We start from the raw sequence: 14,818 nt of genomic DNA on the forward strand, positions 1-14,818 counted from the left end.
ACCAACCGGGGCGGTGGCCGTAGGAGGGGGCGGGCGTGGGCTGGACGGTCCTCTACATCGCATTCGGCTTTGTGGCGTTGTGGCTGCTGGGCGAGGTGCTGCTGCAGTACAAGGCACGGTTGCGCTGGCGGCTGCTCGCCTTCGGCGGGTTCCTCACCGTGGTCATCGGTGTGCTGATCGCCTCCGTGCCGGTCATCGTGGTCGGGGCGATCGCCTTCGCCACCGGCCAGACGTATGTGACGCTCTCCTTCCGGCGGGGCTTCTCGACCGGCTGGGCCATCGGGGGCAGCCCCGGTGAGAGCCGCCGTCGCCGTGGCGGCGGCGAGCGGGCGGCCACCAAGGACCCCACGCTGCAGGTCTCGGACCTGGAGTACGAGCAGCCCCTCGGGGAGACCGCGGCCATGCCCGCCGCATCCGTCTACGAGCCGCAGCCGCTGCCCGACGACACCGGGCAGTACGGCGTCTACCACGACAACGCGTACGCCGGGAACGGCCGGCAGGGCGACGGCCCCGGCCCCGGTTCCGGCCACCCGGAGCAGCACGGGGCGGAACCGCAGCCGCAGTACGGCGCGTACCCCCCCTACGGCGACTACGACCGGCCCGCCGCCCAGGACACCTACGCCGGGCAGTACGACTACGGCACGGGCCAGCAGCAGAGCTACGCGGCCTACTCCGACCCGTACATCGGCACCGGCCCCGCGGGCGGGGCCGCGCCCTACACCTCGTACGACGGCTACGGCAACGGCAACGGCTACGACAGCTTCGGGGGGCAGCAGCAGTACGCCGACCCCTACCCGCAGCAGTACGACAACCCGGAGACCCCGCCCGGGGGCGTCTGGGTCCCGCAGCAGCGCGATGCCGAGCAGTTCCCGCCGATGCCGCCGGAACAGCCCGTGCGGCCCGCCCCGTACGGCAACGACACCGGCCAGAACGAGCCCTACCGCTACTGAGCACGGCTGTCCGTACGGCGGCCGGGGCGCGCGCAGACGCCTCCGGCCGCCGATCCTTTCGTTCAGCCGTTCAGCGGGAGCCGCGGAAGTCGTCGCCCTCCACGATGAGTCCGGCGACGAGCGTCCCCGACATCCCGGCGTGCGCCAGCCCGCCGCCCGGATGCGACCAGCCGCCCGCCAGATACAGTCCCGGCAGCCGGGTGCGGTTCGCCGGACGCAGATACGCGCCCCCGGCCCCGGCCAGCGCGGGCGCGGGCACCGCCCCTCCCTCGGCTCCCGTCTCGGCGGCGGTCTCGGCGGGCGTACGCACCTCCCGGTGCAGGATCCGCTCCCGCAGACCGGGAACGGCCTTCGCGGCCGACGAGATCAGTGTGTCGGCATACCGCTCGCGCAGCGCCGCGTCCGTCCAGTCGACCGGGCCCTGCGGCGCCACCGTCGCCATCAGCGTCACCGCCTCGTGCGCCTCGTCCGGGCGGGTCGAGGGATCGTCGGGACGCAGCACCGTGACCGTGGGCCGTTCGGCGATCCGGCCCCGGAACACCGCGTCGAGCTCCGCCGCCCCGTCCGCCGCGTGCACCACGGTCCGGTGCACGGCATCGGCCTCCCGGGCGCCGCGCAGCGACAGCAGCACCACGAACCGGCCCGGCACGTCCCCGCCCCCGGGACGTGACCGCACCGCCACGTCCCCGTCCCCCCACAGCTCCTGACCCGGCACCAGACCGGGGCGCGGCTGGGCGCCGAGCACCACCCGGTCGGCCTCCGCCGCCTCGCCGCCCGCCAGCTCCACGCCCGCCGCGCGGCCGTCCTTCTCGACCACCCGGACCACCTCGGCGCCGAAGACGAACTCCACCCGTCGTGCCAGGCACCGCTCGTACACCGCGCGGGCCAGCTCCCGCATCCCTCCGGTGATGTACCAGCTGCCGAAGGTCTCCTCCATGTACGGCAACAGGGCGGCCGCCGCCGGGGCGTGGCGCGGATCGAGGCCGTACGACAGGGCGTACCCGTCGAGCAGGGCGGCCAGCCGGGGGTCCGCCAGCTCCCAGGCGCCGACCTCCGCCACCGTGCCCGCCTGCCGGGCACCGCGCAGCAGCCGGCGCTGCCGGACCGAGGGGTAGGGGTCGCGGGCGAGCGCCTGCGGGTCAGGGCCCAGCGGCTCCTCCAGCAACGGCCGCCGCGACCGGTCCCAGGCATCGCGGGCCCGGTCCAGGAAGCCGCTCCAACGGGCTCCCGAGCCGGGTCCGAGCGCTCCGTCCAGGGCGGCGGCCACCTTGGAGCGCGAGGCGTTGGGCAGGGACACCGCGGTGCCGTCCGCGAAGAGATGGCGGCTCGCCGGATCGACCTGGGACAGCGTGACGCTCTGCTCCAGGGACTCCTTGCCGGTCTTCACGAACAAGTCGCGCTGGACCGCGGGGAGATGAAGCAGCGTCGGCCCGGTGTCGAAGGCGAAGCCCTCATGGGCATACCGGCCGACCGAGCCGCCGTACGTCGCCGAGCGCTCGTACACCGTCACCCGGTGGCCTGCCACGGCGAGCCGGGCGGCCGCCGCCATGGCGCCCGTCCCGGCGCCGATCACCGCAATTCGTGCCATGCCGTTGACTTTATCGACCGCCACCGACAACTCATCCGGGAGGCCGGTGCCCACCCGCCCCGGCCAGGCGTTTCTCCTCGCGGCGCTGGGCCCTGCGGCGCAGGAACCGGCGGATCCGCGCGGCCAGGAAGACCAGTATCAGCAGTCCGAGCAGCAGCAGGACGGCGGCGATGACGGCGGCCGCCAGCGGATGGAATATGGCGAACGTGATGACCGCGGCGACACCGAGGTCCTCGGCCGTGCTCACCCCGATGTTGCTGAACGGTTCGGGCGAGGTGTTGACCGCCATCCTGGTGCCCGCCTTCACCAGGTGGCTCAGCAGCGCCGTGGAACCGCCGACCGCCCCGGCCACGAGCTCCGGCAGCGAACCGCTCTCGCCGGCCAGCAGCGCCGCCACGACCGCTCCGGAGAGCGGCCGGATCACGGTGTGCGCCGTGTCCCAGACCGAGTCGACGTACGGGATCTTGTCGGCCACCGCCTCGCACAGGAACAGGACGGCGGCGACGACGAGGACATCGGTGCGCTGCAACGACGCCGGCACCTCGTCGCTCACGCCGGTCGCGCCGAAGATGCCGAGGAGCAGGACCACCGCGTAGGCGTTGATCCCGCTCGCCCAGCCACTCGTGAACACCAGGGGGAGTACGGACACGGACGCGATCGTAGCCAGAGCGGGCCCGGCAGGGGTGGGCCCGGGTGCGCAGCTCTGAGTATCCGTACCTAGTGAGCGAGATGAGTAGCAGCGCGGATAGGCCCCCACCTGCGCGGACGGCAGAGTGGTGACCACGGAAGGGGCGCGGCGCCAGGACCGCCGACACGGGGCGGCGGAACGGCGCGGCACCCCTGACGGAGCGGGGGTGCGCGACGGAGAGCCCGGGGGACCACGGGGGAGATCGGGGTCACGGGGGAACGGTTCTCCGGCAGCACGGAAGACGCCGGTCCGGCGGAGTTCGAGACGATCGCACTCCGCCGGACCGGCGTCTTCGTGTGCGCTGCGGCTGCCAGGAACGCACGGCTCCGCCCAGCGCCCGCCATGTTGCCGCCGTATGCGTACGGTCCCGGTCAGCGCCTGCCACATCGCCGCGGGATGCGTACGGCCCGGTCAGCGCCCGCTGACCCGCCCGTGCAGCAGCAGGGACAGCGCCGAGTGCACCTCGTCGATCGACCGTTCCGGCTGGAACGCCTGCCAGTCGAGAGCCGCCACCAGCACCATCCCGACGAGCGCGGCGGCCGTCAGCGGAATGTCGATCTCCTCGCTCAGCTCACCGCTCTTCACGGCGCCCCGCAGCACGTCCTCGACCACGGCCACCGCCTCCTGCCGCACCACCAGCAACGTGGCCTGCCAGGCACGGTTGGTGCGCCAGAGCTCGGCGACGTACAGCTGGGTGAAGGCCGGGTAGCGGTCGATGAAGGCCAGACCGGCCCTGATCATCGCGTCCAGCGCCTCCACCTTGCTGCCGCCGCGTTCCTCGGTCTCCTCGGCGGCGGACCGCAGCGAGGCCGTGAGCAGCCCGACGCCGTGGCGCAGCAGCTCCTCGAAGAGTTCGGTCTTGCTCTTGAAGTTGTAGTAGACCGTGCCCTTGGCGACCCCGGCGCGCTCGGCGATCTCGTCCACGGTGGTCGCGGAGAAGCCCTTCTCCGCGATGAGGGTCACCGCCGCCTCGTAGAGCTTCTGCCGGGTGGCCTGGCGGCGCGTGGTGCTACTGCTTTCCATACGGTCGATTCTCACAGGTCCCGGCGCGCTCACAGGCTCAGCTCCGGATGCAGCCGGTCCAGGGTCCACACCTGCTTGCGTCGCGCGGAGAGGGCGGTCAGGGCCAGCGCGCCCGCGGTGAAGGCCAGCAGGACCGCGCAGCCCTGCCACACCGGGCCGAGCCCGCCGCCGGTGATCAGCCTGCGCAGTGCGTCGACGACGTAGCTCATCGGCAGGTACGGGTGGATCGCACCGAAGAAACCGGGGCTGGTCTCGACGGGGTACGTCCCGCCCGCCGAGGTGAGCTGGAGCATCAGCACCGCCAGGACGAGGATCCGCCCCGCCGCGCCGAAGCGGGCGTTCAGCCACTGCACGATCGCGGCGAAGCAGCAGGTCACCAGGGCCAGGAAGCCGATCGTCCCGGCCGCGTGCGCCATCTGGAGGCCGAGGCCCCAGTGCAGGACGGACATCAGCGCGGCGACCTGGAGCACGCCGATCGCGGCGACCGGAAGCCAGCCGGCGAAGGCGATCCGCCAGGCGGAGGCTCCGGCGGCGAGCGCCCGTCGGTTGAGCGGCTGGATCAGCATGTACGCCACCATCGCGCCGACCCAGAGGGAGAGCGGGATGAAGTACGGGGCGAACCCGGTGCCGTAGTTCGGGGCCGCGTGCAGCGACTTGGAGGCCAGCTGCACGGGGTCGGCCATGACGCCCGTACGCGCGTCGCGGTCCTTCTTGTCGTAGTCCGGGATCTTGCCGACGCCGTCGTTCAGCCCCTGGGCCAGCGTCGCCGACCCGTCGCCGAGGCGGAACAGCCCGCCGTCCAGGTTGTCCGCGCCCGTCTTGAGCTTGCCGACACCGGTGTCCAGATCGGCGGATCCGGACTTGGCCGTGCCCAGTCCGGTGTGCAGCGCGTCGGCGCCCGTGGCGACCTTGTGGGCACCGGTGTTGAGCGCGTTGATCTTCGCGACGGCGGACTCCAGGTCCGTGTCCAGGGTCGGTGAGCGCTTCGCGAGCGCGTCGGCCTGCTCCTGAAGGGTGGCCAGCTGTCCGCGCAGCTTCTTGAGGTCCCCGTTCTGATGGGTGACCAGTGCGTTCACGTCGTCGGCGACCTTCGCGACATCGGCCGCCGCGGTCCTGGCCCGCTTCAGCGGCGGGCAGACCGTGGGGTCGTCGGGGAGCGGCTGCTCCTCGCACCGGGTGCGGTAGACCTCGGCGAGGTCGTCGGAGGCCGTGTGGGCGGCGCCGGCCGCGGTGGGGGCGGCCTCCACGAGCAGGTCGAGGTTGTCCCGTACGGTCTGCGAGGAGTCGGCGACCAGCCGGGCCGTGTCGCCGATCGCCTTTCCGTTGTCCTTCAGGAACGGGCGGACGTCGCCGGCGATGCCGTTGACCTTGTCGGCGAGTGCCTGGGTGCCGACGGCGACCTGCCGGGAGCCCGCTTCGAGGTCGCTCGCGCCCTGGTTGAGCGTGACGATCCCGTCGGACAGCCGCTTGCTGCCCGCCTTGGAGTCCTTGAGGCCGTCCGCGAGGTCCTTGGAGCCCTTCTTGGCCTTGGAGATGCCGCCCTTGAGGTCGTCGGCACCCTTGGCGGCCTTCTCGGTCTGACCGTGGAGGTCGGAGAAGTTGATGAAGATCCGGTCCAGGAAGCCCCGTGAGGCGTTCGTGGAGGCGGCGGTGCGCACCTCGGAGAACACCGAGCGGGAGATCTGCCCGACGATGTAGTTGTTGGCGTCGTTCGTCCGCACCTGAAGGGCGCCCGTCTCGGGGGAGTCCCCGCTGCTCGACGCGATCCTGCTGCTGAAGTCGGACGGCATGGTCAGCGAGAGGTAGTACGTCCCGTCCTCGACGCCCTTGTGGGCCTCGGCGGAGCTGACCTCGTGCCACTGGAAGATCTCGGAGTCCCGCAGCTTGCCGGTGATCTCGTCACCCGCCGCGATGCGCTTGCCCGCGGCACTCGCCCCCTTGTCGTTGTTGACCAGGGCGACGGGCAGCTTGTCGAGGCGGCCGTACGGATCCCAGAACGAGCAGAGGTACAGGGCTCCGTACAGCAGAGGCAGCAGCAGAAGGGCCACCAGCGCGGCCGCCGGCAGCTTCCCCCTGCCGAACCGCTTGAGTTCAAGCGCGGCCAGTTTCGGCGAACGCATCGGCCGTCCTCTCCTCGGTGGTGGTGCCGGTGCGCACGACGAGCGCGTCCTCGGGGGCCTCGCTGCACACGGCGAGCACCGTCGTCCCGCCGGCGGCGATCGAACGCAGCAGTTCCCATGCCTCGGCGCGTTCGGCGTCGGACAGCTTGAGATCGGTGTCGTCGACGGCGAGCAGCCGGGGTCGGCCGATGAGTGCCAGGGCGACGGACAGCCGCAGTGCTTCGAGCCGCTCCAGATCCCGTACGGAGGTCCGCTCGGCCTTGGGCAGGGCGGCGGGATCGAGTCCGGCGGCGTCCAGCGCCTCGTCGATCCGGGCCCGTGCCGCGGCGGCGCGCTCGGCGCGCGGGCGGAGCAGGGCGCGCAGTGAACCGCCGTAGCGCCGCTGGAGCAGGGCCCGCTCCCACAGGTGTTCGGCGACGGTGAAGGCGGGGTCGAGCTCGCTGACCCCGGGGACCGGCCCCAGAGCGCTGATCCTGCGGACGGCGGCCCCCTTGGAAGGCAGGCTCAGGCCACCGGTCTCCGCGTGGCCCTCGGAGGGGCGCATCCGGCCGGTGAGCGCGAGCAGCAGGCAGGTGCGGCCCGATCCGGACGGTCCCTCGATCGCGACGAGCGCTCCGGGGGCGGCGGTGATGTCCACCCCCCGGAAGGCCCAGCCGCGCGGTCCCTTGAGTCCGAAGTCCTCGGCGTCGACAGCTGCGCCGTGCGGGCTGTCCACAGGCCCTCCCCTGATCCTCTGATGTTCGGACGATTCTCTTTGAACTGACCGGTCAGTGCAAAAAGTTAGCCCGAACCTGCGCTCGAACGCAAAAGTGGGCTGTCCGGCGGGCTGTGCGCGGGCGCGCCCGACGCCCGCGCACATGAGCCGGTGACTTTCTTCTTCGGTGCGGGCTTCGGTGCGGGCTTCGGTGAGAACGCCCAGGTCGGAGGTGGGTTCGACGGAATTGTCAGTGGGGACCGTCACGATAGATACATACGGCCACGGAGCCGTCACACGACGACAGCAGGAGGTTCGTCATGGCCAGCTCGTCCGCAGCCGCCGCCCCGCGGCGCCGCGCAGTCAGCCCTGCCCCCTCACTGACCGGTCCGGCAGGCGATGTCCACCCTGTACTGCGCCGCACCACGGCGCCGCCGGCCGCTCTCGATCTGCTCGCCAAGGCCCGTGCCGGCCTCGACGAGGCCGCCGTTCTCGACGTGCCGAACGAGCGGTATGCCACCGCCCACCTCGCCGCGCTGCGCACGGCTGCCGCCGTGCTCGCCGCCCGAGGCCGCCCCGAAACGAACAAGCGCCGCCGGGAGCGCATTCGCAGCGCATGGGAAGTCCTCCCGGAGATAGCCCCCGAACTCACGGAGTGGAGCGCGCTGTTCGCCTCCGGAGCCCTCCGCCGGGCACGGGCGGAGGCCGGCATGCCGGGCGCGGCCAGCAACCGTGACGCCGATGATCTGCTGCGTGACGCGGCGATGTTCCTGCGTCTGGTCGAACGCCTGCTGGTGCTCCAGCCGGTGCTCCCGCAGCCCAGGAAGGAGCGGCCCGACGTGAGGTGACCGGGACGGCGGTGCGAGGCAATAGGGTGGAGAGCACCTGTAGTCACCTGCACTGTTCACGCACCGCCGTCAGCGGCGGCACCGTGCCGAGGAGTCATCTGTCGTGTCGGACCAGCTGCGCCCCCGCGCCTCCCTCCGTACCGCCGTGGTCTGGGAGGTCCTCAAGGACGCTCTCGACCGTCAGGTCAAGGCGACCGGCAGGGACGCCCTGGACGTCCTGGACACCGGCGGCGGCACCGGGAACTTCGCGGTGCCCGTCGCCCGGCTCGGCCACCGGGTCACGGTCGTCGACCCCAGCCCCAACGCGCTCTTCGCGCTGGAGCGCCGCGCCGCCGAGGCCGGGGTCGTCGATCGTGTCCGGGGAGTCCAGGGCGACATCCTCGGACTGTTCGACGTGGTCGAGCGCGGCGGCTTCGACGCGGTGCTCTGCCACGGTGTCCTGGAGTACGTGGACGAGCCCGCCGAGGGCGTACGGAACGCGGTCGACGCGCTCCGTCCGTCCGGCGCGCTCAGCCTGCTGGCCGCCGGGCTCGGCGGGGCCGTCCTGGCCAGGGCGCTCGCCGGGCACTTCACCGAGGCCCGGCAGGCGCTCGGCGACCCGGCCGGCCGCTGGGGCGAGGGCGACCCGGTGCCCCGCCGGTTCACCGCCGAGCAGCTCTCCGACCTGGTCTCCGGGGCGGGCCTGGAGGTCGGGGCCGTCCACGGCGTACGGGTCTTCGCCGACCTCGTGCCGGGCGTCCTGGTGGACACCGAACCGGGAGCCATGGACGCGCTCCTCAAGCTGGAGGCAGCGGTGGCCGAGCTGCCGGCCTTCCACTCGGTCGCGACCCAGCTGCACGTTCTGGGCGAGAAGCGCGCCTGAGGGGTGGCGCGGTCGCGGCCGAGGCATGGCCGCGGAGCGACCGGAGCGTGGCTGATCAGCAACGCAGCGGCAGACGGAGTACCGCCCAGGACCCCCGTACGGCGCTCCGGCCCCGTATGATCGGGTGACACCATCCGGCATGACGGATCGGCTGTCGGGGAATCTACGCCTCAGCAGCCGAGCCGACATGGCGGTCCGGAGTGGCTAAACGCTAGAGGGCGGGTTTCACGGGGACGAATCCCTGCCTATCCTGGAAGGGCCGCATACCGGTCGCCCCCGCGGCCGACGACGAGGAGGACTCCGTGCCGCTCTCGGAGCACGAGCAGCGAATGCTCGAGCAGATGGAGCGAGCGCTGTACGCCGAAGATCCCAAGTTCGCTACAGCGCTTGAGGGAAGCGGGCTGCGCAGGTACACCCGACGACGGGTCTACCAGGCGGTCGCTGGCTTTCTGGTGGGTATCGCGCTCCTCATGGCCGGAATGGTCGCACAGCAGATCTGGGTCAGCGTGGTGGGGTTCCTCGTCATGCTGGGCTGTGCCGTGCTCGCGGTCACCGGGTGGCGCAAAGCGCCCAAACCCGGCGAACAACAGCCGGAGGCCGCAGGGAGCGGGGGCAGCGGCACCCGCCGACAGCCCCGGCAGCGCCGGTCGATGATGAACCGCATCGAGCAACGGTGGCAGCGCCGCCGCGACGAACAGGGCCAATAGACACTCCCGATTCCCGGAAGTCGTTCCGGAATCGGGCTGAGAACTTAACGCTGGACACTGATGGGTGAGGGGCGGCCGCATTTCTGCGGCCGCCCCTCACCCATCCCCGCTGTCCGGCACCCGGCGCCGCTCGGTGATCAGTGCTCGCCGGAGTGCGGGTGGTCGCGTGTACGGCGGGCGGGGCCGGGGCCCTGGGCGAGGCGCGCGTGGCGGGCATGGCGGGAGTGGCGGTGAGCGTGGCGATGGGCCGGGTCCGCCCGCGAGGGGTGGGCCCGGCCCATCACTGGAGACCACGGATCAGCCGTGCCGGCGCGACGGCCTCTGCGGTCGGCGGGTCCAGCGGCCACGCCCCGGACGGTTCGCCCAGCGGCGGGCGAGCTCCGCACGGCGCTCCGTGAGAGCCCACACCACCCGGACGGCCGAGCGGGGCGCGAGCGTCGCGCGGAGCCGTGCGGCGCGGCCCACGGAGGCCCGCAGAGCCGCCCGTACTGTGAGGGCGTCCTCGGTGAGACCGGAGGCCGGCCGGGGCTGCGGCGCGTAGAGCACCTGCTCCACGGCCCCCGCGACCCGGTGAACCGCGGCAGCCGCGGTGGAGTCGAGCCGTCCCAGCCGCACCACGCGCGCCGCGGCCTTGCGCGGGGTCAGTGACTCGTCCGGCACAATGCCGTGGTCCCATGCCGCATCGGTGATCTCCCGCCAGGCCGCCAGGACTCTGGCCCTGGCATCCGCGGGCGTACGCCCTCCGGACGAGCTCAGCCGCCGGGTCCGGGCACGGACCCGCCAGAGCAGCGGCAGCAGAGGCAGCATCAGCACCAGCAACGCGCCGAGAACGATCAGGGTCACCGTGCCGGCGGGGGTCCCCGGCCCGGTGGGGCCCACCGAGCCCGGCGCCGCAGAGGCACCGCACTCACCCTGGCGGCGCATCTGTGCCGGGCAGCTCTCCGAGGCGGACGGCGCGGCGCTCGGCGCGGCGGAGGCGCTCGTGGACGGCTGCACCGGGTTGGCCGCGTCGCCCGAGGGGGCGTCGGGCCGGGTGTACGCGGGGGTGGTGCCCCGCGTCGGTGTCGGCTCGAACCGGGTCCAGCCCACGCCCTCGAAGTACAGCTCGGGCCAGGCGTGCGCGTCCCGCAGCCCGACCGAGGACGCCCCGTTCGACTGGACGGTGCCCGGTGTGAAGCCCACCGCGACCCGGGCCGGGATGCCCAGCGTCCGGGCCATCGCGGCCATCGTGAACGAGAAGTGGACGCAGAAGCCCTGCTTGTCCTTGAGGAACCGGCCGATCGCCGCCGATCCGGTCCCCGAGGTGACCGTGGTGTCGTAGATGAAGCCGCCCGAGGAGGAGAACCAGTCCTGCAGTTTCACGGCCCGTTCGTAGTCGTTGGCCGAGCCCTGCGTGATCTTCCCGGCCGTCTCGGCCACCACGTCCGGCAGCGAGCCGGGCAGCCGGGTGTACTCCCGTGCCAGCGCCTCCGGCGGCGGGCCCGCCGCCGCGAGCTGTGCCGCGGTCGGTTCGACCACCAGGCTGCCGACCTCGTACCGCGCGCCACGCGTCGTCTGGCCGTCGTCGCCGACGAGGGTGCGGCCCTCGGGCTCGTACCGCCAGCGCCCGCCGGCCTTGACCTCGGTCACGGGGTAGGGGAGCGGCAGATAGGTCTGCTGGTACGAACGCGACGCCGCGATGTTCGTCCTGATCTCGGTCACGGCGACGTCCGGGCTCAGCCCGGTGGGATCGGGGAGGCGCTCGGGCACATCCTTGAGCCGACGGGTCGAGGACCGCCACTCGCTTCCGTTGAACTGGTCCAGGGCCAGGATCCGCAGATAGAGGTCCTGAGGGTTCCCGGAGTTGGTGCGATACGTCATCACCTCCCGGTTCTCCGGCTGATTGAGGTTGTTCTGCAGCGAGACCAGCGGATTCACCGCGGAGATGGTGCCGCCGCCGCTGCCCTTGCCGTTCCCGTTGCCCGTACCGCCCAGCAGACCGCCGTCGAGAGCGGGCAGGGCCGCGGGGACGACCAGGGCGATACCCAGTGCCATGGCGCCGATGCGCCGCCCGGTGCGGACCGGGGCCGTCGCCCCGCTGCCGGAACCGACGAGCCCGGCCAGACCGTCCGAGGACCGGGCGACGCCGCCGAAGACCCGCCCCCACTGGGACAGCCGGTCGCGGCCCTCGGCCAGCAGGAGCAGCAGATAGCCGCAGGCGGCGAGCAGGAACCACAGCCAGCCCGCTCCGCCGTCGGCCAGCCCGGCGGCGACCGAGTACAGCGCGAGCAGCGGCAGCCCGGCCGGTGCCGCGCTGCGGAAGGTCACCGCGAGGGCGTCCACCGCGAGCCCGATCAGCAGCACACCGCCGATCAGCAGCAGCCGGATGCCGTCCGTCGCCGGTGCTGGAATGGAGTACGTACCGACATCGTCGGCGCCCGCCGCGAGCAGTGCCCCGAGCCGCTCGACCGCCTCCGGTCCGGGCAGGACACCGAAGAGTGCGTGGTCCCTGGCGAACACCACGGTCAGCACCAACAGCGTGACCAGCGCCTGAGCGGCCACGGTCAGCGACCTGGCCGGCGTCACCCGGCGGACGAGCGCGCCCGCCCCGCCCTGGATCGCGAGCAGGACCACTGCCTGCAACAGCCACCCCGCCGACTCCACCAGTGGCAGCAGAGCGCCCGCCGCCATCAGCGTCGCCGCGAAGGCGCACAGCGCCAGCCGGGTCCGCCCGCTCATGACCATCCCCCCGAAAAACCTGTCGAACCGCCGCTCCCGGCGCTCTGGGCGCCGTCGGGCAGCTGACCCGCCTGCTGCCACAGCCGGGCGAGTTCCGCCCCGGCGGGCACCGGCACCGCGATCCAGCCCGCCTCGCGCAGCAGCCGCAGCCGCTTGTCGGCGGCGCCCGCGCCCCGCTCGTCCCCGCCGTGCACCCAGTCCCCGCTGTCCAGGACGAAGGCGACGGCCGCGCCGCTGCGCTGCCGCATCCGGGCCGCCACCGCCGTCTGCTCCTCGTCGAGATCGCCGAAGAAGGCGATCAGCAGTCCTTCGTCACCGCCGCGCAGCACGTCGTAGGCACGCGACAGGCCACCGCCGTCGGACTGGTCGACGACCGCGAGGGTGTCCAGCATCAGGCCGGCCGAGTCCGCGGACGCCTGGGTCGAACCGGCGAACCCGTCGGAGCCTTCACCCGGCACCGAATCCCCGTTGTCCGTCAGCAGCCGTACCGCGAAGCCGCGCTCCAGCATGTGCACCAGCGCGGACGCCGCGCCCGACACCGCCCACTCGAAGGCCGAGTCGGGCCCGGCCCCCTGATAGCCGATCTGCCGGGTGTCCAGCAGCACCGTGCACCGGGCCCGCCGCGGCTGTTCCTCGCGCCGCACCATCAGCTCGCCGTAGCGCGCCGTGGAACGCCAGTGCACCCGGCGCAGATCGTCGCCGTGCCGGTAGCCGCGCGGGATGACATCGTCCTCACCGGCCAGGGCCAGCGAGCGCTGCCGTCCGTCGCCGTACCCCGACGCCTCGCCCGCGAGCCGCAGCGTGGGCAGGGGTTCGGTACGCGGGATCACGATCAGGGTGTCGTACGCACTGAACGAGCGGGTCAGCTCGCACATGCCGAAGGGGTCGCTGAGCCGCAGTTGCAGCGGGCCCAGCGGGTAGCGCCCGCGCAGGTCGGACCTGACCTTGTAGGACACCTCGCGCCGGCCGCCCGCCTCCACCCGGTCCAGTACGAAACGGGGGCGCGGCCCCAGCACGTACGGCACCCGGTCCTGGAGCATCAGGAGCCCGGTGGGCAGCCCGGACACGTTGTCCATCCGCAGATGCACCCGCGCCTCGGAACCGGCGGGCACCCGCGACGGCGACAGCCGCCGGCTGCCCGCGACCCGGTAGCGGGTGCGGTAGAGGACCGTCACACACAGCAGCGGCAGTACGGCGAGCAGCAGCCCGACCCGCAGCAGGTCGCCCTGGCCGAGCACATAGGCGCAGACCGCGGCGGCCACACCGGCGGCGAGGAAGGACCGTCCCCGGGTGGTCAGCCCGCCCAGGGCCGCCCGCAGACCGCCCTTGTCGTCGCCGTCCTCCACGGCACCGGGCTCCCCGGCCGCCATCACAGCCGCCGTGCGCCGGGCTGCTGCTGGCCGTACGCCGGGCGGCCCGGCAGGTGCTGGGACCGCACGTCGGCCGCGGTGCCACCGGCCGAGGTCGGCACGGGTGTGCGCTGAAGGATCTCCAGCACCACCTGTTCGGCCGTGCGGCGGTTCAGCTGGGCCTGCGCGGTGGGCAGCAGGCGGTGCGCGAGGACCGCTGTCGCGAGCGCCTGCACATCGTCCGGCAGCGCGTAGTCGCGCCCGCTGAGGGCGGCGGAGGCCTTCGAGGCGCGCAGCAGATGCAGGGTCGCGCGCGGCGAGGCCCCGAGTCTGAGATCCGGGTGGTTACGGGTGGCCCCGACCAGCTCCACCGCGTACCTGCGGACGGAATCGGCGACATGGACCGTGCGCACCGCGTCGATCAGCTTCACGATGTCGTGGGCGTGCGCCACCGGCTGGAGGTCGTCCAGCGGCGAGACGCCGCCGTGCACGTCGAGCATCTGCAGCTCGGCCTCCGGGCTGGGGTAACCGATCGAGACCCGGGCCATGAAGCGGTCGCGCTGGGCCTCGGGCAGCGGGTAGGTGCCCTCCATCTCCACGGGGTTCTGGGTGGCCACCACCATGAACGGGTCGGGCAGCTCGTACGTCTGTCCGTCGATGGTGACCTGGCGCTCCTCCATCGACTCCAGCAGCGCGGACTGGGTCTTCGGCGAGGCGCGGTTGATCTCGTCGCCGATCACGATCTGGGCGAAGATGGCGCCCGGTTTGAACTCGAAGTCCCGCCGCTGCTGATCGAAGATGGACACACCGGTGATGTCCGAAGGCAGGAGATCCGGTGTGAACTGAATGCGCCGCACCGAGCAGTCGATGGACCGCGCCAGCGCCTTGGCCAGCATGGTCTTGCCGACCCCGGGGACATCCTCGATGAGGAGATGTCCTTCCGCGAGCAGCACGGTCAGCGAAAGCCGTACGACCTCAGGCTTGCCTTCGATCACACCTTCCACCGACCGGCGCACCCGCTCCGCTGTGGTGGTCAGATCTGTGAGGCTCGCTCGATCGTCATAGGTCGTCACCCGGCCCTCCTCGGCCCTTTGTGCATGGGCCGGCGCGCGCTTCCGCCCCGGCCCACCCCGAAATTCGGACACCGCGCCGGAGGACCCGGGGAGATGTCACCCCCGCATTCTTGTTGCCGTTACCGCTTCGTGTCACTCGCCTGTGGATAAGTGGGTGCGATATGTCGGCTGTTGCCGGGGTTTCGGTGTCCTGATGCC

12 protein-coding genes are annotated in these 14,818 nt (G+C 72.5%); 4 read left to right on the forward strand and 8 right to left on the reverse strand.

Annotation, left to right across the window (positions count from 1 at the left end; genetic code table 11):
- Positions 1 to 35: 35 nt before the first annotated feature.
- Positions 36 to 950 (forward strand): hypothetical protein, encoded by a 915-nt coding sequence (locus A6A29_RS31315; RefSeq protein ID WP_073725252.1) that lies wholly within the window; start codon positions 36 to 38, stop codon positions 948 to 950.
- Positions 951 to 1,020: 70 nt separating this feature from the next.
- On the opposite strand, the gene A6A29_RS31320 is transcribed toward A6A29_RS31315, so the two are convergent.
- The 5 genes from A6A29_RS31320 to A6A29_RS31340 all read right to left on the reverse strand — a co-directional run bounded on the left by A6A29_RS31320 (position 1,021) and on the right by A6A29_RS31340 (position 7,084).
- A complete protein-coding gene (locus A6A29_RS31320) occupies positions 1,021 to 2,538 on the reverse strand; it encodes a phytoene desaturase family protein (protein ID WP_073725497.1) in 1,518 nt (505 codons plus the stop codon).
- Between the two features lie 31 nt (positions 2,539 to 2,569).
- Positions 2,570 to 3,187 carry a DUF4126 domain-containing protein gene (locus tag A6A29_RS31325; RefSeq protein ID WP_073725253.1) on the reverse strand — a complete coding sequence of 206 codons (618 nt, stop codon included), beginning with the start codon at positions 3,185 to 3,187 and terminating at the stop codon, positions 2,570 to 2,572.
- Between the two features lie 450 nt (positions 3,188 to 3,637).
- Positions 3,638 to 4,249, reverse strand: coding sequence for a TetR/AcrR family transcriptional regulator (locus A6A29_RS31330; protein WP_073725254.1), 612 nt, complete (start codon positions 4,247 to 4,249; stop codon positions 3,638 to 3,640).
- A 29-nt stretch (positions 4,250 to 4,278) separates the two neighbouring features.
- On the reverse strand, positions 4,279 to 6,369 hold the full coding sequence (locus A6A29_RS31335) for a YhgE/Pip family protein (protein WP_073725255.1): 2,091 nt from the start codon (positions 6,367 to 6,369) through the stop codon (positions 4,279 to 4,281).
- Positions 6,341 to 7,084 carry an ATP-binding cassette domain-containing protein gene (locus A6A29_RS31340; RefSeq protein ID WP_073725256.1) on the reverse strand — a complete coding sequence of 248 codons (744 nt, stop codon included), beginning with the start codon at positions 7,082 to 7,084 and terminating at the stop codon, positions 6,341 to 6,343. Before A6A29_RS31340 ends, A6A29_RS31335 begins: the two co-directional genes overlap by 29 nt.
- Before the next feature lie 299 nt (positions 7,085 to 7,383).
- Here A6A29_RS31340 and A6A29_RS31345 point away from each other — a divergent pair, with 299 nt between their 5' ends.
- From A6A29_RS31345 to A6A29_RS31355, 3 genes are all read left to right on the forward strand, one after another.
- Entirely contained in the window at positions 7,384 to 7,911 is a 528-nt protein-coding gene (locus tag A6A29_RS31345) for an SAV_6107 family HEPN domain-containing protein (protein WP_073725257.1), read from the forward strand.
- Between the two features lie 103 nt (positions 7,912 to 8,014).
- Positions 8,015 to 8,773, forward strand: a complete 759-nt coding sequence (locus tag A6A29_RS31350) for a methyltransferase (protein ID WP_073725258.1) — start codon at positions 8,015 to 8,017, stop codon at positions 8,771 to 8,773.
- 302 nt (positions 8,774 to 9,075) lie between these two features.
- Positions 9,076 to 9,480: a DUF3040 domain-containing protein gene (locus A6A29_RS31355; protein WP_073725259.1), complete on the forward strand. Its 405-nt coding sequence runs from the start codon at positions 9,076 to 9,078 to the stop codon at positions 9,478 to 9,480.
- 297 nt (positions 9,481 to 9,777) lie between these two features.
- Here A6A29_RS31355 and A6A29_RS31360 read toward each other — a convergent pair whose 3' ends face one another.
- From A6A29_RS31360 to A6A29_RS31370, 3 genes are read right to left on the reverse strand one after another with little or no spacing between them, the layout of a single operon-like run.
- The gene (locus A6A29_RS31360; protein WP_073725499.1) at positions 9,778 to 12,198 is read right to left on the reverse strand and encodes a transglutaminase TgpA family protein; all 2,421 of its coding nucleotides are present in this window, start codon (positions 12,196 to 12,198) and stop codon (positions 9,778 to 9,780) included.
- Complete coding sequence (locus A6A29_RS31365) at positions 12,195 to 13,568, reverse strand: DUF58 domain-containing protein (protein WP_073725260.1); 1,374 nt, start codon at positions 13,566 to 13,568, stop codon at positions 12,195 to 12,197. The genes A6A29_RS31360 and A6A29_RS31365 overlap by 4 nt, the downstream gene beginning before the upstream one ends.
- The gene (locus A6A29_RS31370) at positions 13,568 to 14,620 is read right to left on the reverse strand and encodes an AAA family ATPase (RefSeq protein WP_073725261.1); all 1,053 of its coding nucleotides are present in this window, start codon (positions 14,618 to 14,620) and stop codon (positions 13,568 to 13,570) included. Before A6A29_RS31370 ends, A6A29_RS31365 begins: the two co-directional genes overlap by 1 nt.
- Between the last annotated feature and the right edge of the window lie 198 nt (positions 14,621 to 14,818).

It is taken from the genome of Streptomyces sp. TSRI0281 (assembly GCF_001905125.1).
GTDB lineage: Bacteria > Actinomycetota > Actinomycetes > Streptomycetales > Streptomycetaceae > Streptomyces.